Genomic DNA, 23,635 nt, shown 5'->3' with positions numbered 1-23,635 from the left:
TCAAGAAAGCATAACTCCTAACCCTACCTTACGAACAGGATGCCGGAACATACAGCAATGAGAGTAGTAACGTTGTGTGGCGGCAGCTCTTGAATGGATCTCTAACCACTAAACACCAATCTCTAATTACTGACTACTAATCACTGATTACTGATCTATCATTCCCTTCCTTGGGAGGGTAGGGAGGGGTTAACAAACTGTTTATGTAATCCATCACATCAGCATAAAAAAAAGAGCAGCTATTTATAATAGCTGCTCTTTTCAAAATATCAACATCACTTAATTTACATCTCCATATGATGATGTTCGCCTAATGCTGTATCTACCTTGATATTATACTTTTTTAGATAACCGTTTGATTGCTCAAGAAGTGAAGTGTATAAACTGTCCAGGCTTTTTACCTTTTGCTTTTCGCCTTCAAAATAGGCTACGGCTTCGGCGTTGCTTTTACCGTCTTGCTCGGGTTGGAATTTTTGCATCCACTCGCTCATGTTATTACCGGCCATATACATTTCAACACGTAAGTTATTTACATCGGCGTGTAGCTTAGCTGTATCTGTTTCAGGCTTATCCGTTTTTATTTTGGTAAGTATCGCCGGGCTGATCAATGTATCAAGCTTCAACCTATGATCCATTATCTTCTCATCATCGGCCATTAACTTATCATGCAGCGTTATCACTTCCTCACGCACCTGTTTATAGCTAACCTCTTGCTTGCACGCTTGTGCAAGGGTACCGCCTAAAACAGTTATCGCCAATATGTATTTCAAGTTCTTCATAAGTTCAATTTTAGTATTTAAAATGCTACCGAAAAATGTACCATTAAACGGTTGCCTGCATTAACCCGGTTATTAGCCAAATGCTGTGTTGCAACAGCCTGGTAATTAGCGCCGGCAGAATAGCGGCCATAATTAGCCTCAAGGCCTCCAACTAATGATAATACATGCCCGCCGGATACATCAACTGTATACTTTTTATCTTCTGTATCCTGCTGCGAGGTTTCATATAAAGCACCGGCATTAGGTGCAACCGTCAGCTTGTTAAAGAAACGGAATTTATAGTATAACAATGCGTTGGCCGTTAGCTTATTACCATAACGATAATCGTATTTATTGGTTGTGTTTATTTTATAATTAGCGTTAACGTTCAAGCCCAGATCCATCAAGCGTACATCATAGGCGGCATTCAAGGTAAAATCGGTACTTGCGGTACCCAACTGAAAATTATTGGGCGATTCACTGCTCAACGCACGCTCGCTTGGCTCATATTTGCCTGTAGGGGCCTTAACGCCAGCGCCAACCCATAGTGAGTGCACTATCAATTGCTCGCCAACCATGCCGCGTTTGCTCCATAAATTATAGTAACCCATAACGGCAACATCGCCTAAGCCATCCTTATAGCCATTGCCGGTTTGGGCAAGGCGCTCATTAAAATTGTAAGGTACAAAGGCCAGTACACGAAACTTTTTGCCAATATTCCAGCCACCCCAAACTTCCATGGTTTGATAGGTTTCGTCGGATGTGATGGGGGTGCGTTCGCCAAAAGGGCCTAAATGCGTCATTAATGTTTTGTGCTGATAGCGCAAGCCAATAAAGCGTTTATTGTATTCGGGTAAAATACCGAGGTAATAACTGCCAACACCACAGCCACATATATCGCAAGCCAACGCCGGGAAACTCAGTACACCTAATAGTAATATGATAATGTATTTCTTCATCTAATATGTTTTTATTGTTCTGCCAGATCCTTACGTGATATAAAATCCTCATCATCCAGCGTTTTCAGGAACGCGGTAAGTTTAGCGCGCTCATCAGTCGAGATGGTTATGCCTCTCGTGCCATCCTGCTTCTGCAATAGCGGATCGAGGTTAGGAGTTGCCTGTACCTCGCCTATGTAATGATCAAACACACCGTTAAGCGTTAAAAACCGGCCATCGTGCATGTAAGGAGCCGTGTAGGTAAGATTACGTAAACTGGGCACCTTAAATTTATAGCGATCAGTTGCCTGTAAGGTTGCCGTGTACAAACCCTGATCATCAATAGGACTTGGGCCGAGGCCATTATTACGGAATGATCCATCAGTAAATAAAGGCTCGCTATGGCAACCGGCACATTTAACCTTAAATAATTCGTAACCGGCTTGCTCATCGGCGGTAAAACTTACGCCATCCTCGTTGCGCATCACCTTATCGTATTTGGAGTTAGCACTGATGCACATGATCATGAATTGCGACAGCGCTTTCATAAACCTTGCGGTAGTAATTTCCTCGCTACCAAAAGCCGCTTTGAACATGGTAGGGTATTTACTTACCTGTCTTAACTTGGCCATCACATTTTCCACGCTCTCGTCCATTTCCTCGTGCGTTGTTATGGGCACAATAGGTTGCAGATCGAGATCGTAAACACCGCCGCCCCACATAAACGCCTTATTCCAGGCCAGGTTCATGATAGGGGGTGAGTTGCGCGTGCCCAAACGATCGTCAATGCCATGACTTACATCGTGCCCGTGCTGTGTAAAGGCTGATGATTGTATATGGCATGATCCGCAGGAGATGGTATTGTTGCGTGATAACCTTGGCTCATAAAAAAGACTACGCCCCAGCAGAAAACCTGCTTCGGTAACCGGGTTGTTGTCCAACTTGTATTCGGGTTCGGGAAAATTCCCGGGCTTTTTAAAGCCCAGGAATTCACTAACCGTATCTTTTACTTCATTCTCCTTTTTACAGGCGTAAAGCATCATCCCGAAACAGAGCAGCACTAACCAGAATGCTCTTTTTCTCATAGCCGTATTAGTTTTCGGTATGATCGTGACGGAACATGCCCGACAGGTTACCGGCCACACTGGTGCTAAACTCGCTGAACATTACATTTGGATGCTCAGCTATCTTGAAGCTGTTGGTACCGTTAAACACCTTTAGCAGATCAACAAATAAATGGATATTGCTTTCGCGATCGCTGCGTACACGGGCAATGCCTGCCGTGGTCAGATCAACCGTAACGGTTTTAATGTTGTTAATAGTTGGAGCCGAGTAACCACCGAAACCACCGATGTGATATTTGAATTGCTTTTTGCGGGTCGGATCGCCATTGGTATCGTCGGATACTACATCTGAGTTGCCTTCCATTTTAAAGAAGATATAACCGGCATTCCATCCCCAGTACATGCCATCTTCCATACTACCTGATGGATCAAGTACGCCGGTACGTTTGCTGATATCCATGGTGCTGCGCAGGCTGTCAACACCTACGGTAAAGGTAAGTTTGGTATAATCACCCTCGGGTACTTTAACCGTAGCAAAGCGGGTAGTTTTATCGGCACCATTGATCAGGAAATAGCTGCTGTCCTGGTTCACGGTGTAAGTGGTGCCATCGGCCTTGCTCACCTTAATGTTGCTGATGAAGTACTGAACTTTTGATAGTGAGAAATTCTCGCCCGCGGCATTAGTGTACAGGCTCGCCGTGTTGTTTAATACCAGCGTGCGTTCACCTACTATGTTATCAAATTCTACCGATAGTGAGGCCAGGTTATCCTCGTTATAATCAGGTTCAATATTATCGTTGTTTTTACTGCACGATGCAAACAGGGCCGCAACGGCCATTGCAAATAAAAGTTTTTTCATTGTGTAAAATAGCCTGGCTAAGGCACACAGGCCTTGCCATTATGTTAAAATGTTGATCGATCTGTTAAATTGAAATTGTAGCTATAGCTATTGGTCGATTACCAGCACATAGCTTCGCCAATACCCATTTCGGGAATTGTGGCGCAAGAAATAAGAAAGATCAGGCTATTTTAGGCGGCTGAAATATAGGGGTTGCCCGGTCAATAATGCCGGGTGCCGGTAAGCGCGGGAATGATTTGCGCTGAGCAGGCCTTTTGATAGTTAAGGCAAGAGTAGGTGCGGCAGGTAATGCTTCCTGGTATTGGTTGCGTTTATCATCGCGTTCCTGTTTCTTCTCCTTTTCTTCGGCTTGCTTAATTTTTTTCATGAGGTAACAGCGGCCATTACAATTCATCCAGGGGCGGGCTTTGTTCTCGCACAGGGTTGATGCTATGTAATTTTGATTTACCTCAAAACCGGCATAGATAAAGAACCTGGAAAAGTTTGAACTTACCAGGGCAACAAGTAATACTATGGCCAAACACCGGTTTAACATTTGCCGCAAAGCTACAGATAAAGCCATATTTAACAAATATGTGCGGCATGTTTTTTATTTAACGGTTTGTAATGTTGTTTGTAACCAGTTATTTAAGGGTTTGTGTCAGATTTATATAAGTACACAACCCGGCCAATATTGCCGTTTGCTGATATGCCTTCAACCACAATACGGTATTTACCGGGCTTATACAAATTGCTGAGGGCGATTCCGGCTTTGCCGGTTTCGTTAGGTACAATATCAGCATTCCAGTAAACCACGTCCCTGTTATCGGCTATGGTTTCATTTGTTTTAAATTTGGGGATATAGAACTCACGGTATGCCGTATAGCCTTTTACACGGGCTATAGTAACACCCGGTACGGCATCATTACCCCAGTTGTAACTCGTACTCTTTTTTTTGGTGTTTATTACGATAAGGCCCTTATCAGGATAATTTACTTGCCTCATTACTATTTCAACAGATTCTATGTCATTGGGATGAACTAACTGCAAGTAGTCGTTATGAACTTGCATGCCATCTAAAATTGTGACGAACTGTTTGATAGTTCTGAATCTTTTGGCGTACTTTTCATCAATATATGGTTGATTATTTCTGTCAAATAAAATAAAAGTTGTGTTAGATTCAAGCGCCATACGCAACGAGTCATATCTTTTCAACACATCGGTGCCTAATGTTTTTTCGGCTGAACCGGGCCCGGCAGGGTTAGATGAATATACCTTTTTTTTAGATGTAATATTTACCTCACTCAGTTGATTACCCTTAAGGTTGAGCTTTTTGTACCCGATGTGCGATGCTGTATATTGCCCCACCTGCGACAGCAGGACGGTATCGGGCTGTAACAATAAAGGTTTTATCTCGGGTATGGCCGGCGTATCCAACAGTATCTTAACACTATACACATTTTAACATCCTTTGCCTGTACCGAAAATTTCAGATCGCCGTAATTATCCAATCCATCTAACATAAAACGCCCATTGGCATTGGTTAAAGTATCTCTAAAAAAAGGCAGACCATCAACCACTGAAAAGGCCGATACCTTGCTGTTTTGTATCGGGTTATTCTTTTTATCAACTAATCTGCCCGATAGTTGTAAGCCCTGTTCGGGTAAATGGTCAGGCAATTTAGTGGAGTCGGCAACAGCATAGTATAAAAATCGTCGCCAGCCCTGTGTCAGCAATAAATTATCCAGATCGATATTTCGTTGCAAGCTATCCTGATGGTTGGTGGCGGTAAAATAGTAATTGGGTTTTTGTATGCCACCTTTTAAATCTGACGTAAGTAGTAACTGGGCGTTTATGCTCAACTCGTCATCATCGTTAACCGGTACCTGATCGGCATTGCTAACCGCTACCGAAAAGCTGCCATTTACAGTATTCCCGTTTTTATCAAGCATTGATATCTCGATGCTATCTTTATTTGCCGTAATGCTTTTTACGGCTATTTTTAAAGGAGCGGCATCATGGTTAAATACCAACCTTTCGGCAACAGGTTGTGATTCCGCGTTCAAAAGTGTGATCCTGCTTATACCTACCGGTAAGTATTTTTTAGGAATGCGGGTTGTATAACGGTTGCCTGTGAGCGAAATCTTTACCTGGTAATATATATCGTTATCACGCTGTGCTACAAGCAGCACCTGGTTGTTTTTAAATGCAGCACCCGGAGTTATTGTAACCAGTAATGAATCGGCAAACTGGTTATTTACCGATAGTACATAACCCTGCGCTACGGCACTTTTTACAGGGATCTTTAATAGCTTATTATTATCCAGTTTTATTTGAGCCACGTAGTTTTTACCGGTTTTGGGAGTTAACGGAAACGAACCTATGCCCAAATGCGAAGTATTAAAAACAGCCACTTCCTTATTATCCTGATCGGTAATTTTGCCGCTCATTTTTAGGCCATTGCCATTAGCTGCGGTTATTTTTATGCCCACTTTACTACGCTGATCCATTACCAGATCGCCACCTTCAGGAAAGAATTGTACATCATATTCAGCACTATTTGTAACTGTTGATGTGTTTGCGTTAAAGCTGTTTTTAGCGCTTACTACAGGTATACGTTTTTCAAAGAATGCGTCGCTGCCAAAATTTTGTTGCCAGGCGGTGTATGCCCTTATTTGGTATATGCCTTGTTTAAGCGTATCAGCCAAAGCAATATCACCGGCGGCGGCACCCGCCATAATGGGGAGGGTTATCGACTCCTTTATTTTTGTATCAGTATTGATCAGATCAATATGCAGCACCTTGCTAATGTCAGATGGTTTGTTGCTGCCCTCTAAAACTACATACGCTTTTAACCAAATAGTGTCGCCCGCTGTATAAGCTGGTTTATCAAAATGGATATGTATCTTCTCCCTGGTTTTATAGTTTATTGATTGCGCGGATGCGCATACCGATGTAAGTAGCAAAGAGATAGTGAACAGAGCAAGGTGTATGTATCTCATTGTAAAATAGGTAAGGTGATAAAAGGCCTGATCGTAATAAAAGCAATATATTAAAAAAATACTAAAACTCTAAAATTCGGATTGGTGATGTAGGGATTTGTGAGGCCATTTTATGTGCCGATATGTACACTTCAAACCCGTACTTGTACATAATGCCTTATAATTTTAACACGTAAAGTTTTTTGTGGTTACATTTACAAATGTTCCGTACCTATCATTTAAAGTGGTGTTTTATCATGATCGGCATTCTGGCTTTCGGAACGCTGCTCATGAGGCCCGGCTTTTTTACAATATTAAACCTGGGGCAATATGCTGTTCATCTTTTATCAATCACCGTATCAATAATAACATGTTGGTTGGTGCAGGGCCGTTTTAGAAATGCGCAATTACCCGGTTATAGTGCTTACGCTAAGGCTGTTTTAGGTATTGTATGTGCCATGATAGTTTCCGGTGCATTTAGCTATGCCTTAGCGTTTTTTATCCCCGAACGCTATTTCTTCCCCGAAAATCATTTAGGGTATGGTTACGTTGATTTTATACGCCGCCTGGTAGGCTCATTCTTTTTAAGTATGGCCACCTACATAGTGCTCAATAACCTCGATACCAGCGAAAAACTACAGCAAACCAAGTTGGAGAACGAGCAATTTAAACAGGCACACCTGCGTGCACAGTTGCTATCATTACAACAACAGATCAGTCCGCATTTTTTGTTTAACTCACTGAGTACGCTTAAAACCATCGCTACTGATGATGATACCAAGAATTTTGTGATACAGCTATCGCACGTGTATCGTTACCTGCTTAATTTTAATGAGCGACAGGTTTCGCGCTTATCCGAGGAGTTGGCATTCATTCGCTCATACCTGTACATTTTACATCAGCGGTTTGATACCGCGCTCCAGGTTTCTATTAACGTGCCCGAGCGGTTAATGAATTGCGTTATCCCGCCGCTATCATTACAATTACTGGTTGAGAATGCCATAAAGCATAATGCCATATCGCCCGATCAGCCATTGTTGCTCAACGTCAGCATCAATCAAAATGATGAAATTGTTGTTGAGAATAATTATCAGCCAAAAAAAATACCGGCAGAGAGCACCGGCCTTGGCCTGCAAAATATAAACGACCGTTTCAGGTTGATGTTTAACCGGGAGATCAGGATTGATCATACCAGCGAAAAGTTTACCGTAACACTGCCACTCATAAGCCATGAACATTATCATCATTGAAGATGAACCCCGCACTGCTAAAGATCTGAAAGCTATACTAACAGCCGTTGATGCCGACATCAATGTGCTGGCCATGCTGTCATCAGTAGCATCTTCAATAAAATGGTTGCAGGAAAACGCCGCGCCCGACCTGATATTTTCAGACATTCAGCTGGGTGATGGCCTGAGCTTTGAGATATTTAAGGAAGTAAAAGTTACCGCCCCCATTATTTTTTGTACCGCCTTTGATGAATATGCCATCAACGCTTTTGAATCAAACAGTATTGACTACCTGCTCAAACCCATAGAGGAGGACAGGGTGGAGAAAAGCCTGCAAAAGTACCATCGTATCAAAGATCATTACGCAGGCGGATCGTATGCCGGTAACCTGGAAAAAGCCATATCGCAGATCAGCCACACCTACAAGCAATCCATCCTGGTACATTACCGCGAAAAAATAATCCCCGTAAAAACGGCCGACATTTGCCTGGTACATGCCGCTAATGGCCTGGTTACGCTTCACACGCTTAACGATCAGGCTTATGCTACCCAGTACACAATTGATCAGTTGGAAGGAATGCTTAACCCCACGCAGTTTTTCAGGGCTAACAGGCAGTTCATCATTAACCGCGATGTAGTGCAAAACATTGAGCACTACTTTAACCGCAGGCTGGTGGTACATACCCATTGCCCATCGCCTGAGAAAATTATTGTTAGCCGCCTTAAGGCTCAGGAGTTTTTACGCTGGATAGAACAATAGCCTTACACCACTTCAGGTTTTAACAGGGCTGGCATTTCAGGTCTGTTTTGGTACAGTTCATTTTTCATTTTGATCCGTTCATTCACATAAAACACAATGGCGCGCTATCTCAGGATAGTTTTGCACCGTCGGTTAACAAACCGTTGTGTTATGAACAGGAAAATATTAACAATAATTATCACCTTAATGCCTTTCGGACTGATGGCTCAAACGCCATGGTCGTTGAAAACATGCATTGAGTATGGCTTAAAAAATCACCGCAGCAACGCGGTATATGCCAACCAAAAGCGCATTGCCGATGCGCAGGCCAAAGAAGCGCTTGCCGATTATTTGCCCAAATTAAGTTTAACCGGTACGGTTGACGATAACCTGAAGGTGCAGGAAACCGTTATACCCGGCGGTGTTTTTGGCCCGGAGGATATGCGGGTAGCCTTTACCAAGCGGTACAACACCAATGGCGTAGCGCAGATAGATCAAACCATATACGATCAATCGCTGCTTACCGGGCTTAAGGCTAACAAGTACAACGTGCAGCAGGCGGGCTTGAACCAGCAGCAAAACGATGAGGCCATCATTTACAACATCAGCACGGCATATTACCAGATAATGGTATATAACGAGCAACTGAACCTGCTTAATGCTAATAAGGAAACTTACAGCAAGCAGATAGAGGTATCGGCCCTTAAGGTTAAAAAAGGCGTTTCGCTGCAAAAGGATCTGGATAAGGTTACGGTTGATCTTAACAATGCCATATCGCAGATACGGGTAGCCGAGAGTAACCTCACCCTTGCCGAAAATCAGCTTAAATACGAAATGGGTTTCCCTATAACGGATGCCTTAAAGGTGGATAGCAATGACGTTACCCAAACCGCGGGCTCGGCAGGGCTGATGGTTGATACCGGCCGTTTCGCCGCTGCCAACCGTACCGATTTTCGTATTGCGCAGATAGATGCCAAGCTGCTGGAGATTGATGAGGATCGTATAAAGGCGGGTTTTTTACCCAAGCTTACCGCTTATGCCCGCTACGGTGCCGTTGGTTTTGGCGATCAGCTTGGCCCGGCATTTTCGAGCATGTCAACCTATTCGGCAGTAGGGTTAAAGCTGAGCTTCCCCATTTTTGATTTCTTTAAGCGCAACGCGCAATACAGTCAGGCTAAATATAAGCGCCTCAATGCCCAGGAAAACCTGAAGCTTAACGAGGGTAAATTTCAGCTTGAGTACGAGAATGCGCGCACCAAGCTCATCAAGGAGCAAAGCAATGTTGATAATAACCGTCGCAATATTGATCTGGCGCGTTCGGTGTTCAACACAACCGATCTGCAATTTCAAAAAGGTATTACCGACCTTACCGATTGGCTAAACGCGCAAAACTCGCTTAAGGAAGCACAGAATAATTATCTCAGCTCACTATACCAATTCTACCTGGCCAAAATTGATCTGGAAAAAGCAGGCGGAACATTAAAAACCTTTTACTCGGCATTATAAATCCAGCAAATGAAAACTAAATATATCGTAATAATAGTTGTTGTGGCTATCGTTGCCCTGATCGCCTTTAAACTATCGGCCAACAAAAAAAAGCTCGACGAAAAAAATAAACCTGTTGAGGTTACCAACGTGCACATCCCTGTAAAGGCGGCGAAAGTTACGCAGCAACTACAGGAGATCAGCATCATGAAAACCGGTAACCTGGCACCTTTTAAAGAAGCCAAGGCCTTAGCCGTTACCGGTGGTAACCTGCTGCAACTGCGCTTTGAGTTAGGCGACCATGTTACCCAGGGGCAGGTATTAGCCCTAACCGATAACCGTGCCGCCCAGCTTGAACTGGAAAAAGCCGAAAGCAATGCCGCTAAACTGCGTAACGACCTGAATATTTATACCGAACTACTGCAAGGCAAAGCTGCCACGCAGGAGAAGGTTAACCAGATAAAACAGGATTACCTTGACGCGGTAAACCAGGTGAACCGTACCCGCAAAAACCTGAACGATGCATCCATCAAAGCACCTACAAGCGGCATTATATCAGCCAAACCGGTGGAGCAGGGGGTGTTTGTAAATGCCGGTGCCGAGGTGGCAACCATTGTTAACCTGTCGCGGGCTAAGGTGCAGGTATACCTTACCGAGGCAGAGGTTTACCTGATAGATCAGGGCCAGAAGGTTAAGATCACTACAGATGTTTATCCGGGTAAGGTTTATAATGGTACGGTGAGCTTTATTAGTCCGCAGGCCGATCAAACACATAATTACATAGTGGAGATCATGGTTGATAATACCCAGAGTTCGGTATTACGCTCGGGTACGTTTGTTTATGCCGATTTCTCTAAAAAAACCAAGCAGCAGGTGCTGGTTATCCCGCGTGAGGCACTTACCGAGAGCGTAAAGGATGCCGCCGTATATGTAATTCAAAATGGTACGGCCAACCGTAAAACCATAAAAACAGGCAGCGAAATGGGCGGACTGATACAGGTTACCGACGGATTGAACGAAGGCGACCAGGTAGTTACCTCCGGGCAGATCAACTTAAAGGATGGCACGCCGGTAACTGTATCAAAGTAAAAACTTAACAAAAAGTATGTCAATGCACCGCCCGGCCTCCAAACTATCGGCAGATGCCATGATCATCATCATGATTGTGATACTGATGGTGGTACAAACAGGCCTTAAAATTAAAGTGACCCGCGCGGTGCTTCATCAAAAAAATACGCAACCATGTCAATTGCAGAAGTAGCCGTAAAGCGGCCATTATTGATCATTGTAATATTCACCGTGCTTATACTATTTGGTGTGGTAAGTTATACCAGCCTTAATTATAAGCTGCTACCCAATATTGAGGTAGCCACCGTATCGGTAAGTACGGTTTATCCCGGTGCTTCGGCGGCCGAGGTTGAAACCTCGGTAACTAAAAAGCTGGAGGATGCCTTTGCTTCGGTTGAAGGTTTGGATCAGATCAACTCCACCTCGCAGGAAGGGGTATCACAAATAACCGTACAGCTAAAAAGCGGTACCGACGTTGATAAGGCCGAGCGCGACATTCAGCGCAAGGCCGATCAGGCACAAAATGATCTGCCTGATGATATTGACCGGCCGTTAGTTAACAAGATAAACCTGGAAGAAACGCCCGTAATTAAGGCCGGTGTAACCTCAACGCTTGCCCCCAAGGCATTGTATGATATGGTTGACCAGCAATTGCAACCTATACTGCAAAACGTTACCGGTGTAGGTCAGGTAAACATTATTGGTGGCGATGAAAGGCAGATACAGGTAAACATTGATCAGGGTAAGTTAAGGGCTTATGGCCTGAGCATTACCCAGGTAACCGATGCGGTTAACAATGCCAACCAATCATTCCCGGCGGGTAGTATCGAAACCAAAAATCAGCAGGTATCTATTCAGTACGATGCCAATGTGTCCTCAGTTGGGCAAATACGCGATCTGATAGTACAGCAACGCCCCGGCGGCGGCAGCATTTACCTGCGCGATATTGCTGAGGTGGTTGATGCTACCGCGAAGGAAACAGCCATAAACCACATCAACGGCTTACCATCCATAGGTATACAGGTAATTAAGCAAACCGATGCCAATGCCGTTAACGTGAGCGAGGGCGTAAAAGAAGCCTTCGCCAATATTGAGCAGCAGTACAAAGGGCAAAACCTAAAATTCACCGTATCCAGCGATCAATCTACCTATACCCTGCGATCTGCTGACGCGGTTATGGAGGATCTGATACTGGCCATTATTATTGTTGGTGTGGTGATGCTGGCGTTTTTGCACAGTTTCCGCAGCTCTATGTTTGTGATGGTGGCTTTGCCATCGTCAATTATACCCACGTTTATCGCCATGTACCTGTTAGGTTTCTCGCTAAACCTGATGACGCTGATGGCTATGTCGCTGGTGGTGGGTATTTTGGTGGATGACTCCATTGTGGTGCTCGAAAACATTTACCGGCACCTCGAAATGGGTTCTGATCGTCGTACCGCCGCGCTTGAGGGCCGTAACGAGATAGGCTTTACCGCCATGGCCATCACCCTGGTGGATGTGGTGGTGTTCTTGCCGCTGGCTTTGTCGGGCGGTATCATCGGGTCAATATTAAAGGAATTCTCGCTGGTGGTGGTTATTTCAACGCTGATGAGCTTGTGTGTATCGTTCACGGTAACGCCTATGCTGGCCAGCAGGTTTGGCAGGGTTGAACATTTAACCAAGGATACATTGTGGGGCCGAATCAACCTCGGCTTTGAGCATATTATTGATACCGTTAAAGCGCAATACGGCAAAATGCTGCATGCGGCGCTGCATAAAAAGCGCTGGCTGCTATCGGGTGTTATTGTGCTTATTTTGGGCTCGTTAATGCTGGTGGGTAAGGGTTTTGTAGGCGCTACGTTCATTCCATCCGGCGATCAGGGTGAGTTGCTCATCAAGCTTGAGCTTGAACCGGCAGCATCCATCTATCAAACCAATATGATTACCCAACAGGTTGAGAAAAAGATAATGGCACGGCCCGAGGTTGAAAAAGTATTTTCAAGCATTGGCTTTGTGAGTGGTGGTGTAGTAGGCGCAGGCAACAACAGCAACCGCGCCGAGCTGACCATCACCCTGAAGGATGCCAAAGAACGTAGCCTTACTTCCGAGGAATTTGGTATAGCGATGCAGCGCGAATTAAGCCAGGCCATTCCGGGTGTTAAGGTAACCGCGTCGCCAACATCAATTACCGGCAACGCCAGCCAGGCACCAATACAAATAGCCATTAAGGGTGTTAACCTTGATGATGTACGCAGCGTTGCCGAGCAGTACCAAAAAATGGTGGCATCGATACCGGGAACGCAGTTTGTTGAACTATCGGTAAAAGACCGCAAGCCACAGGTTGAGGTAAAACTTAACCGCGAAAAAATGACCTTGCTGGGCATCAATGCCGGACAGGTGGGTGCCGCCTTGCAAAACGCCTTCAGCGGTAACGATAAAAGCAAATTCAAACAGGCGGGCAACGAGTATGATATTTTGGTAGGGCTTGATCGCTACAATAAATCAAATATTAATGATGTACGCAACCTGCCATTTATTAATAACGACGGACAAACCTTTGTGCTAAGTCAGTTTGCCGAAGTTAAGGAAGGCTTGGGCGAGAGTGTTTTACAGCGTAGCGACAGGATGGGGTCTATCACCGTGAATGCCAACGTAGCCGGTCGGCCAACCGGTACTGTAGCTAAGGATATTAAGGCTCAGGCCACCAGAATCAAGGTGCCGCAAGGCATCAGCATTGAATACCTGGGCGATGTTAAGAACCAGGCAGATGCCTTTGGTAGCTTAGGGCTGGCATTGGTTACGGGTATATTACTGGTTTACCTCATTATGGTGGCCTTGTACGAGAGTTTGATATATCCGTTCGTGGTATTGTTCTCTATCCCGGTGGCGCTTATTGGTGCCTTACTGGCGCTGGCTTTGGCTATGGAAACGCTTAACATCTTCTCCATCATAGGTGTGATCATGCTGTTGGGTTTGGTATCAAAAAACGCCATCCTGATAGTGGATTTTACCAACCAGCTTAAAGAGGAAGGCCGTAACGTGGTTGATGCCCTTGTAGAAGCCGGTAAGGAGCGTTTGCGCCCCATCCTGATGACAACCCTTGCCATGATTTTAGGTATGCTCCCCATCGCCATTGCCAGCGGCGCCGGATCTGAAGTAAAGAATGGTATGGCCTGGGTGATCATCGGCGGGTTAACCAGCTCCATGATCCTGACGCTGTTTGTGGTTCCGGCTATGTATCTCATTATTGAGAAGCTGAAGAACCGCTTTTCAAAAAGCAAGACGGTTATTGAGCCTGCAACAAACTAAGCCCCAAAAATCAACCCCTATATATAGCCGGTTAAAGGCGGGCGGGTGAATATGTACGCTCGCTTTTCCCGGCAATTCATCACAAAAAATCACTTGCACTATTTATGAAATTCCGTCACCTCTTAATGTTGTCTTTACTGATGATAGGTAAAGACCTTTATGCCCAAACTTCCGCTGATGCTTACAGGAAACGCATGGTTGATTCTATCAAAAATGTTTACTTAACCGAGGCTGCTATACGCAACCCGGCCTTGCGCCAGATAACCGTAACAACCGACTTTATAGGTAGCAGCAATATTGATACTTATTTGCACGGCAACAAAATATTGGATGGTAATATAAACCAGCGCCGTACAACAGCCTTGTTCAACGTGCCTGTTAAAACGTGGGGAAAGAATACCGTAACGGCATCGTTCAGTATGTTTCATCAGCAGTTTCAGCTTAATAATGTAACCGCTTACCAGGATGGTTTGCCTGATCTGGAAGGGAAGGTAATTAACAAATTTACCGTTGGCTTTACCGGTAGTTTTTTACGTGTCGATTCATTGTTCGGTCACCCGGTTATTTATACGGCCAGCGTATCAGGGCTCACCAGCAGGGCGAGCTCAGTACAAAAAATGAGTTACCTGGGCGGCATGATATTCACGCTGAAACAAACGCGTAACATGCGGTCGAGCGTAGGTTTATTGATTAATATAGATCCATCCATCAACGTGCCTGTGGTGCCCTTATTTACCTACTGGCGCAAGTTTGAAAACGATATGGAGCTGAACATCAACTTACCGCAGCAGGCTATGGTGCGTAAAACTTTATCGCCTAATTTATGGGCCAGTTTTGGTACCACGCTTTCAGGCTCTATAGCATTTTTCAGGCATACCAATCCCGATCTGCCGCGCGATGGTAATTACAGTACCATCGACCTGAAAACCGGCCCGGGTATTGAATACCGTGTAGCCAAAAAAATAATGCTGGGCTTTAGCGGTGGCTTATGGACCAACCTGCAAGCGCGCGAGTTTGAACTGAACCAAAACGCGGGCGATTACTTTTTGCGCAACAAGATCAACCCATCCATGTATTTTAACTTCACGGTATCGGTATTGCCATTTTTAAGATAGCATTAATCAAGCACCACGGGTTTATATTTAGGTACAAGTAGTTTTATCAGGCTCCAGGCTATTAAGTATGCCATGGCCGATACGGTGAACACAATGGTATACCCGGTTTCGATATGGCCAAGCTCTTTATAATGATCAAACAAAGCGCCGCTAATTTTTGATACGAACACGCCGCCCAGCCCACCGGCCATGCCGCCCATACCCACTACGGAACCTATGGCCCTTTTAGGGAACATATCGCTAACGGTAGTGAAAATGTTGGCGCTCCAGGCCTGGTGGGCTGCCGCGCCTATGCCGATGAGTAAAATAGGTATCCAGTAAGAAATATCACCCAGTGGTTGTGCCGCCAAAATAGCCAGCGGGAATAAGGCAATAATGAACATGGCTTTAACGCGTCCCTCAAAAACATTATAGCCCTTTTTAATAAAGTGCATGGGCAGCCACCCGCCGGTGATGCTGCCTATCATGCTTAATGAATAAACGGTGGCCAGGGGTATCATAACACCCTCGCCAACAATATTGTATTGAGCTTTAAGATAGGCAGGCAGCCAAAACAAAAAGAACCAAAAAATACCATCAGTAAGCATTTTACCGAAGATGAACGCCCAGGTTTGCTTATAACCCAAAAGCCTCATCCAGGTGATCTTACGTTCGGCGGCAGCGGGTTGTACCTGGTCGAGTTGAATTTCGCGGTCGCTGTTAATGTATTCGAGTTCGGCAAGGCTGAGGCGTTTTTGCCGCTCGGGTTTTTCATAAAATATCAGCCAGAATATCAACCATAAAAAACCGCAACCGCCAACAATTATAAATGCCGACTCCCAACCCCAGTTAGCGTATATCCACGGGATGGTAAGCGGAGCCAGTACAGCGCCAATGTTAGCGCCCGAGTTAAATATACCTGTAGCGAATGACCGTTCTTTTTTCGGGAAGTACTCGGCAATGGCCTTGATAGCAGCCGGAAAGTTACCCGCCTCGCCAAAGGCTAACAGCGTGCGGCTCACAATAAAACCCGTTACCGATACCGAAAAAAGCGATATGCCCGCCCAACCCAACAGCGCCGTAACCCCCTCGCCAATTTGTATTGATAATGCGTGCACCATTGCCGCTAACGACCATAAAATAATAGCCCAGCCATAACCCCATTTAGTATCCAGCCAATCAACAATGCGCCCGGCAAACAGCATGCTTAACGCGTAGGCGAACTGAAATACAGCGGTAATATTGGCATAGTCGGTATTAGTCCATTTAAATTGCTCCTCAAGGTAAGGTTGCAACAGGCTAAGTACCTGCCTGTCTAAATAATTAATGGTAGTAGCCACAAACAGTAGCGCGCAGATCGTCCACCGGTATTTACCGGCCGGTTTAACAGCGGTTTGATGCATAGGTATGTTTTAGTTTATAATTGGTTTTGGTATTTGGGTTTTATGTTGATGTATTAAGTCATTTAGCTTGATAGTATTGGTGTTATAAAATATTATTCGTTAGCGGGTTTGCCAATGGTAGCCAGCAGGCCGCCATCAACGTAAATTATTTGCCCGTTTATAAAGTTGCTCGCCCCGGATGCCAGGAAGATAGCAGTGCCCGCCAGATCCTGCGGATCACCCCAGCGGCCTGCCGGTGTGCGGCTTATTATAAACTCGTTAAAAGGGTTGCCATCAACACGTATTGGCGCGGTTTGGGTGGTAGCATAATAGCCGGGGCCAATGCCATTAACTTGAATATTATACGGAGCCCACTCGGTAGCCAAATTGCGGGTAAGCATTTTTAGTCCGCCTTTGGCGGCGGCGTAAGCGGTAACATTGGTACGGCCCAGTTCGCTCATCATCGAGCATATGTTGATGATCTTACCGCTACGGCGGGCAATCATGCCCTTGGCAACCTGTCGGCTCATAATAAAGGCGCCCACAAGGTCAACATCTATTACGCGCCTAAAATCCTCAATAGGCATATCAACAGCCAATACCCGTTTTATAATGCCCGCGTTGTTTACCAGTATATCTATAGAGCCGTGCTCTGCCTCCATTTTGGCCACGTTTTCGGTAGCGGCGGTTTCATCGGTAACATCAAAAATATATCCCGATGCCTCATAGCCCTGTGCTTTATAATGGGTCAGAGCATCCTCAAGTTTGGCAGGGGTGGTACTGGTGATGATCAACTTTGCCCCGGCCATAGCTAAGCCCTCGGCCATGGCCATGCCTAAGCCATGTGTGCCCCCGGTTATAACGGCTGTTTTTCCTTTTAAACTGAATAGTTCCATAAGCTTGTATATTACTTTAAACCATCAGTCGCTACAGCATCCATATCGCCATAATCCAGATTTTCGCCGGCCATACCCCATATAAACGAGTAATTACTGGTACCGCAACCCGAGTGTATACTCCACTCCGGACTAATAACCGCCTGGTGGCTCTGCATAAAAATATGCCTTGTTTCCTGCGGTTGCCCCATAAAGTGGCTTACAGTTTGCCCCGCTGCCAAATCAAAATAAAAATAAGCCTCCATACGGCGGGTGTGGGTGTGTGCCGGCATGGTGTTCCAAACGTTGCCCTCGTGCAGTTCAGTAAGGCCCATTTGTAGCTGACAAGTTTTTACAATGCTATTAACTATCAGTTTGTTGAGGGTACGGCGGTTGGCTGTTTTTTGATCGCCAAGTTCAATAACCTCGGCATCATTTTTACTTACCTTTTGTGTTGGATAGGCATGATGCGCCGGTGCCGAATTGATGTAGAAGTATGGCTGCTCACCGGTTGTTTTTTCAAATACCACCTCTTTAGCGCCTTTGCCTACATATAGGGCTTCTTTTTTATCAAGTTCGTACGCTATGCCATCTACCTTTACGGTGCCTTTACCGCCTACATTGATAATGCCCAGTTCGCGGCGTTCTAAAAAATAATCGGCCTTAAGCTCATCAATGGTTTCGAGCACCAGTGGTTTGCTTACCGGGAAAGCCCCGCCAACAATGTATCTGTCGTACATGGTATACACCAAGCGAATGGTATCGTTCTCAAAAAGGGTAGGTATCAAAAAATGTTCGCGCAGTTTCTCGGTGGTGTATGTTTTTACATCTTCGGGATGATGCGCGTATCTGAATTCTGAAATGGTCATGTATATAAGTTTATGTAGATGATTTTTTGTGTGGATGTTATTTAACGTTCACCGTCAGCGGATTCGCTACTATCTCAGCTTGTCGTTTAAGCATGGCTTCCCAATCGGTATTGTTTTGAACGTGCCCGCTTTTTTGCCACGCGAAACCGGCATAGTAAATTAGCTTGGCTGATGGTTTGGTAAGCACCAGCAGATTGCTTTGATCGGGTGTTTTACTTTTATGGTCAAAGGCTTTTAATAGAGTTTTAGGGTTGATGACGATGCCTTCGCCCAAATAAACGCCGTCAATACTTTCATGATGGGCAAAAATGCCTGCTTGTTCGTCAATATTTGTTTGCCCCTCGTTTTTATGCAGCGTGATGCCCACGGCATAGTTTGGCACCGGCTTTTGCGAAGTATAACTTACCTCAAACCTGCTGAAATTGCTACCCACATCAAGCGATATGCGTTTGGTTTCCTTTACCTCGTAATCGCTGTAAGGGGCATAAGTCAACTCAAAAATGGTACGTAAAGGGCCTGTGGCTATGGTTTTGTAGCTTACAAAGTTTTTTGATACCAGCACGCTATCATCCTGCCAAACACCTGTGCCGCCTGTGCCGCGGCTTGGCCCTACCTGGTAAGGATCGTACCCCTCACCATGATCGGTATGGTAAAAACCCGGATCGGTTAAATATCCCTTATACCATTTGTTGATAACAGGTTCGGTAGTACGTTTTAACCAAAGGTCGATACCGCTGGTTAAAGTTCCGTTTGGCTGATGCTGCTCAATACGGCGTTGCGCATCAGGGCCATAGGTGCGGAAGGCTACACGGTCATTCTCCCAGGCGTAATCATCAGTGCGTTCGGGTACAAAGCGTGAGTAGGCTATCAGTTTGCTCTCCGGCTGAGCGCTGGCTGCATCCAACAATAAGGTATATAAGGTGTTGCCACTGGCGGGCACTTTGGCTACGAATAGCAGTTCATCGGGCTTGCCGTCATTATCCAGATCAACCCATTGTAAAGGCTCAGTATAGCCGGTTTTGTTGTTTTTTACGCGGATGTTTTTTTGCTGCTTGCCCTTCAAAAACTTCGTCAGCTTTTTGGCATCAATGCTAACCACTTCATCACGATCAAAGGCCAGCGAATTACTTACACTTATACCAATGGTTTGTGCCGAAGCCGCTTGTGCCAGCGTAAAGGCAGACGCGCAAATAAATAATAAACAGGATGATATCTTCATAAACACTATTTCACTTTTTTATAACGCATTAGCGCTTCCACAAAATAATAATCCCCGTAGGTTAGGGGTACATCTATCTCACTTTTGTCGGGCATGCTGCCTACACCATGCTTTAGCAAAAAGCCGCCATTGGTACCCTGTTCGGCAAAATATTGAGGGCTTGACAGGGCGGTGATAATGGTTTTTGCCGCTTCGAGATATTTGGTCGATAAGGCCTTATCAACATACCCGCTTAATTCTATCAATGCCGACGCGGTGATAGCCCCGGCAGATGAATCGTGCAGGGCGTTAGGTATGCCTGGTGCCTGATAATCCCAATAAGGTATCAGGTTTTGGGGCATGGTAGCGTAGGTGAGTATGTAGTTGGCAATATGGTTGGCTTGTGACAGATAAGTGCTGTCCTTAGTTTCGCGATACATTACCGTGTAGCCATACAGTCCCCAGGCCTGCCCTCGCGCCCATGATGAATTATCGGCGGCGCCCTGCGCGGTTTTGCGTTTAACTACCTCGCCGGTTTTATTATTGTAAACCACCACATGGTACGAGCTATAATCGGGCCTGAAATGGTTTTTGATGGTGGTATTGGCATGAGTTATGGCGATGTTTTTATACGTACTATCGCCACTGAATTTGCTTGCCCAGAATAGTAGCTCCAGGTTCATCATATTGTCAATGATCACGGGCATTTCGCCGGCATTGTTAGTATCCCATGATTGAATGCACTTTGCCGCCTTATTGTATCGTGTTATTAATGATTTGGCGCTTTGCATCAGTACATCCTCATATTCCTTTTTCGGGTTGAGGCGTTCGGCAGTACCAAAGCTGCAATACATCATAAAACCCAGATCGTGCGTTGAGGTATTATATTGCTCCCGTTTCAGATCATCCATAACGGCCAGCGCTTTTTCCTTTAGCTGCGGGGCGCCCTGCGCTTCATCAAGCAACAGCAATGTACCCGGAAAAAAGCCGCTGCACCACCAGTCGGATTTACTGGTTTCCAATCGTTTTTTTGTAGCGTGATAAGTTTTTGGATAGGCACCCGGTTCAACCTGCTTGGCCAGATAATCATATTGTTTTACTGCCGCCTTAAGCACATCCTCGGGTGTCTTATTAACCTCATCGCGGTTTTTGCATCCGGTAATGGCAAGGGTAAGCATTAATGTTGCTGATAGCGTTTTTATCATTGCAGAAATTGGTTTAGTTCAAATAACACTCTACACACTGCACCGCAACCATCGCGCAACGCGATAGCGCATTTATTGAATTAGTTTGTCTTGCCTAACGGCCTTTCTATAGGTAAATAATCAGGGTATGGCGTTTGCACGCAATTATTGGCAATGTACGGATTGCTTTTATTATCAGCAACCATGCTGGGTTATTTGTGTACAACCGCCTATAATCAATTGGTTTAATCGCATTTGCCATGCAATTGTCTGTTTTGCGTCAACGTGGTATCATGCTTCAAAAATGTATCAGTTTGTATAAAATGTTTTGCTGAGGTTTGCGTCTACAACGGTAAAAACAGCAATATCACGGTTATGGAAAACTATCTCAACTTAGCATTACAAGGAGGCTGCCCGGCAGTAATTCCTCCATCAAACGATAACGAGCAGGAGCTTGCCATCCTGTTTCTGGATATACGCAATTTTACCGGACTAATGGAATCGCAGAACGCGCAGGCCGTAATTCAGGTGGTGAGGCGCTTGTTCACCGGTTTTAATCAGATAACCAAAAACTTTAGTGGTCGTGTGGTTGAAGTAGCGGGCGATAACCTGTATGCCGTATTCGGCCTGCAAAATAACCTGCGCGACTCCGTGAATAATGCTTACCAGGCTGCCAAAACCATGTTTCAAACTGTTGAGCTGTTTAACGAGGCTTATGCCATACCGTATTATGGTAACCCGTTAGAGGTAGGGGTGGGCATTCACTCAGGTAAAGTATTTGTTGGCGAGTTTGGGTTGGATGGTGCCGCGCAATTATCAGTAATGGGTTTGCCGGTAAACATAGCATCGCGCCTGCAAGCTAAAACCAAGGAGCTGAATAATGATATGCTGATATCAGAGGATGCTTACAAACACATCGAAACAGGTGAGGTTCAATTTGATCAGCAAACCATTCGCCTGCAAGGTATATCGCACGGGCAGCAAATACGTTTAGCCGGTAAACCTTACAACAGTGGCAATTTGTTACCACAATCATCATCAGATCTGGATTATTTGCTGGCCATAGCCGGTTGATCAGACAGTTTATTAAAGTACTGTGATTAATATATTATATAGTTAAACAGAAAAGGCCTGAATATTCAGGCCTTTTCATTTATGTGTTTATTCACTTATCCTTTGCTTACAATATCGCGTATCATTTGCCTTATTTTAAGGCTTACGGTATTGCTTTTTTTAGGGCGGGTACGTGTAAATATAATACCTGTTAAGTGATGCTTTGAATCCTGCCAGGGGTGGGCGCCAAATAACCCGGGGCTGCTGCTCTCCAGCACATTGCCCGAGCCATCAACCACATCAAGCCAGTTGCCCATCCCGTAGCGTATCTGGGGCATAGGGTAGGGCGTAAATGGATTTGACGGGTATGGCGTACCCTGAATTTCGGCGCCTTTGGTTTGGTCGGTCGTCATCAGTTTAACAGCTTCGGCGCTGAGTACCTGCTTGCCGTTATAAGTGCCCTTGTTCACTATCATCTCCAAAAAGTTAAGATAATCGCCCGCGCTGGTTCGTGCGCCGCCAGCTATAAGCGGATTGGCTGTGCTCATTTTTAAATAGGCTACGCTCATGTTGCATGGTGTGCCTATCTTTTCGTTGAACAGTGTCTGCCATGATTTGCCCGATACCACCTCGGCTATCCGTCCGCCAATTTGCATGCTGGTGCTGCCGTAGTTAAAGGCTTTACCGGGTTGATTGATCAGCGGGGTATAAACGGCTATGGAATCAACGGCCTGCGCCAGCGTCATATCAGGCTGATATTCATATTTGTCGCGCAACTCGTCCGACCCTTCATCGCCACCAAAACCTGCCGTATGGCTAAATAACTGGCGAATGGTGATCTTCCCCTTGTTGTGTGCACTGAACATCGGCAGGAATTTACCGATGCTATCATCCAGCGATAGTTTATGCTCATCAACCAACGACATAATTACCGAGGCCGACAGCCATTTGGAGGCCGAAGCTATAGGCAGTACGGCTCTATCGGTCATGCCGATCTCTTTTTTGTATATCAGCTGGCCATCTTTTTTAATGAGCACAACCACGTGGTTATTGTAAGCGGCCAGGTTATCCTGCAAGTAACGATCTACAGTGGCGAAGTCATAAGCCCCGGTTGACCCTGGCGGTATCTGCGGGTCATCATGATCACTGCACGATAAAAATATAAGGGCGGCTGATAGCAGCAGTAATGGCAATAATAATTTTTTCATGGTGCTTACTGCTTTTGGTTCATTTCCTTTAATTCCTGTTTCATCTCCTCCTTAAACTCGAGGTATTGCTTGTACTGAGTGTCGTTCAATACGCCCTTCATCTTCTTATCCCTATCGGCACTTATGCCCTTGAATTTTTTAAGCTTGGCAAATTTGCCCGATGACGACTTTTTAAGTTCAGCCAAACCCATCAGGTACGCCGAATCAATAGCGCGAACCTCGGTTGCTTGTATTGGGTTGAGGTTAAGCCTGGCGCGATAATCCTCAAAGCGTTGTTTTAATTCGGTTTTTTGCTCGGCGTTTAGCTTTTTGTTTTGTGCCTTTGCCGGTATGGCTGCTGTAAATAAGATGAACAGCGCTAAAATGATCGTATTTTTCATA

General features: G+C 45.2%; 22 protein-coding genes. 8 read left to right on the top strand and 14 right to left on the bottom strand.

Annotation, left to right across the window (positions count from 1 at the left end):
* Window positions 1-284: 284 nt before the first annotated feature.
* From IM792_RS20610 to IM792_RS20580, 7 genes are all read right to left on the bottom strand, one after another.
* Window positions 285-779 (bottom strand): hypothetical protein, encoded by a 495-nt coding sequence (locus IM792_RS20610; RefSeq protein ID WP_194103810.1) that lies wholly within the window; start codon window positions 777-779, stop codon window positions 285-287.
* Between the two features lie 17 nt (window positions 780-796).
* Window positions 797-1,717 carry a transporter gene (locus IM792_RS20605; RefSeq protein WP_194103809.1) on the bottom strand — a complete coding sequence of 307 codons (921 nt, stop codon included), beginning with the start codon at window positions 1,715-1,717 and terminating at the stop codon, window positions 797-799.
* A gap of 11 nt (window positions 1,718-1,728) precedes the next feature.
* On the bottom strand, window positions 1,729-2,781 hold the full coding sequence (locus tag IM792_RS20600) for a cytochrome c peroxidase (RefSeq protein WP_194103808.1): 1,053 nt from the start codon (window positions 2,779-2,781) through the stop codon (window positions 1,729-1,731).
* A 7-nt stretch (window positions 2,782-2,788) separates the two neighbouring features.
* Window positions 2,789-3,619 (bottom strand): MbnP family protein, encoded by an 831-nt coding sequence (locus tag IM792_RS20595; protein WP_194103807.1) that lies wholly within the window; start codon window positions 3,617-3,619, stop codon window positions 2,789-2,791.
* A gap of 160 nt (window positions 3,620-3,779) precedes the next feature.
* Window positions 3,780-4,154 carry a hypothetical protein gene (locus IM792_RS20590; RefSeq protein WP_194103806.1) on the bottom strand — a complete coding sequence of 125 codons (375 nt, stop codon included), beginning with the start codon at window positions 4,152-4,154 and terminating at the stop codon, window positions 3,780-3,782.
* Between the two features lie 92 nt (window positions 4,155-4,246).
* Window positions 4,247-5,056 carry a hypothetical protein gene (locus tag IM792_RS20585; protein WP_194103805.1) on the bottom strand — a complete coding sequence of 270 codons (810 nt, stop codon included), beginning with the start codon at window positions 5,054-5,056 and terminating at the stop codon, window positions 4,247-4,249.
* Window positions 5,008-6,600, bottom strand: coding sequence for a hypothetical protein (locus IM792_RS20580; protein ID WP_194103804.1), 1,593 nt, complete (start codon window positions 6,598-6,600; stop codon window positions 5,008-5,010). The genes IM792_RS20585 and IM792_RS20580 overlap by 49 nt, the downstream gene beginning before the upstream one ends.
* A 236-nt stretch (window positions 6,601-6,836) precedes the next feature.
* Between IM792_RS20580 and IM792_RS20575 the strand changes: the two genes are divergently transcribed.
* The 7 genes from IM792_RS20575 (at window position 6,837) to IM792_RS20545 (ending at window position 15,506) form a co-directional block, all read left to right on the top strand.
* The gene (locus tag IM792_RS20575) at window positions 6,837-7,829 is read left to right on the top strand and encodes a histidine kinase (RefSeq protein WP_194103803.1); all 993 of its coding nucleotides are present in this window, start codon (window positions 6,837-6,839) and stop codon (window positions 7,827-7,829) included.
* On the top strand, window positions 7,810-8,568 hold the full coding sequence (locus IM792_RS20570) for a LytTR family DNA-binding domain-containing protein (protein ID WP_194103802.1): 759 nt from the start codon (window positions 7,810-7,812) through the stop codon (window positions 8,566-8,568). The genes IM792_RS20575 and IM792_RS20570 overlap by 20 nt, the downstream gene beginning before the upstream one ends.
* 150 nt (window positions 8,569-8,718) lie before the next feature.
* Entirely contained in the window at window positions 8,719-10,053 is a 1,335-nt protein-coding gene (locus tag IM792_RS20565; RefSeq protein WP_194103801.1) for a TolC family protein, read from the top strand.
* A 9-nt stretch (window positions 10,054-10,062) separates the two neighbouring features.
* Window positions 10,063-11,121, top strand: a complete 1,059-nt coding sequence (locus IM792_RS20560) for an efflux RND transporter periplasmic adaptor subunit (RefSeq protein WP_194103800.1) — start codon at window positions 10,063-10,065, stop codon at window positions 11,119-11,121.
* Between the two features lie 16 nt (window positions 11,122-11,137).
* On the top strand, window positions 11,138-11,293 hold the full coding sequence (locus IM792_RS20555; RefSeq protein WP_194103799.1) for a hypothetical protein: 156 nt from the start codon (window positions 11,138-11,140) through the stop codon (window positions 11,291-11,293).
* Window positions 11,275-14,391 carry an efflux RND transporter permease subunit gene (locus tag IM792_RS20550; protein WP_194103798.1) on the top strand — a complete coding sequence of 1,039 codons (3,117 nt, stop codon included), beginning with the start codon at window positions 11,275-11,277 and terminating at the stop codon, window positions 14,389-14,391. Before IM792_RS20555 ends, IM792_RS20550 begins: the two co-directional genes overlap by 19 nt.
* A 140-nt stretch (window positions 14,392-14,531) precedes the next feature.
* On the top strand, window positions 14,532-15,506 hold the full coding sequence (locus tag IM792_RS20545; RefSeq protein WP_194103797.1) for a hypothetical protein: 975 nt from the start codon (window positions 14,532-14,534) through the stop codon (window positions 15,504-15,506).
* A 2-nt stretch (window positions 15,507-15,508) separates the two neighbouring features.
* Here IM792_RS20545 and IM792_RS20540 read toward each other — a convergent pair whose 3' ends face one another.
* From IM792_RS20540 to IM792_RS20520, 5 genes are all read right to left on the bottom strand, one after another.
* Window positions 15,509-16,888: an MFS transporter gene (locus IM792_RS20540; RefSeq protein ID WP_194103796.1), complete on the bottom strand. Its 1,380-nt coding sequence runs from the start codon at window positions 16,886-16,888 to the stop codon at window positions 15,509-15,511.
* A 92-nt stretch (window positions 16,889-16,980) separates the two neighbouring features.
* Entirely contained in the window at window positions 16,981-17,763 is a 783-nt protein-coding gene (locus tag IM792_RS20535) for a gluconate 5-dehydrogenase (protein WP_194103795.1), read from the bottom strand.
* A gap of 11 nt (window positions 17,764-17,774) precedes the next feature.
* Entirely contained in the window at window positions 17,775-18,611 is an 837-nt protein-coding gene (gene kduI / locus IM792_RS20530; RefSeq protein ID WP_194103794.1) for a 5-dehydro-4-deoxy-D-glucuronate isomerase, read from the bottom strand.
* Between the two features lie 37 nt (window positions 18,612-18,648).
* Window positions 18,649-19,830: a DUF4861 domain-containing protein gene (locus IM792_RS20525; RefSeq protein WP_194103793.1), complete on the bottom strand. Its 1,182-nt coding sequence runs from the start codon at window positions 19,828-19,830 to the stop codon at window positions 18,649-18,651.
* Between the two features lie 5 nt (window positions 19,831-19,835).
* Window positions 19,836-21,014, bottom strand: a complete 1,179-nt coding sequence (locus IM792_RS20520; RefSeq protein ID WP_194103792.1) for a glycoside hydrolase family 88 protein — start codon at window positions 21,012-21,014, stop codon at window positions 19,836-19,838.
* 354 nt (window positions 21,015-21,368) lie between these two features.
* On the opposite strand from IM792_RS20520, the gene IM792_RS20515 reads away from it, so the two are divergent.
* The gene (locus IM792_RS20515; protein WP_194103791.1) at window positions 21,369-22,067 is read left to right on the top strand and encodes an adenylate/guanylate cyclase domain-containing protein; all 699 of its coding nucleotides are present in this window, start codon (window positions 21,369-21,371) and stop codon (window positions 22,065-22,067) included.
* A gap of 95 nt (window positions 22,068-22,162) precedes the next feature.
* On the opposite strand, the gene IM792_RS20510 is transcribed toward IM792_RS20515, so the two are convergent.
* Both IM792_RS20510 and IM792_RS20505 read right to left on the bottom strand, forming a co-directional pair.
* Entirely contained in the window at window positions 22,163-23,254 is a 1,092-nt protein-coding gene (locus tag IM792_RS20510) for a serine hydrolase domain-containing protein (RefSeq protein ID WP_194103790.1), read from the bottom strand.
* Window positions 23,255-23,259: 5 nt separating this feature from the next.
* Window positions 23,260-23,634: a hypothetical protein gene (locus tag IM792_RS20505; protein WP_194103789.1), complete on the bottom strand. Its 375-nt coding sequence runs from the start codon at window positions 23,632-23,634 to the stop codon at window positions 23,260-23,262.
* Between the last annotated feature and the right edge of the window lies 1 nt (window position 23,635).

This window comes from Mucilaginibacter sp. JRF (assembly GCF_015223065.1).
Classification (GTDB): domain Bacteria; phylum Bacteroidota; class Bacteroidia; order Sphingobacteriales; family Sphingobacteriaceae; genus Mucilaginibacter.
This window is presented reverse-complemented; position numbering and strand designations above follow the sequence as displayed.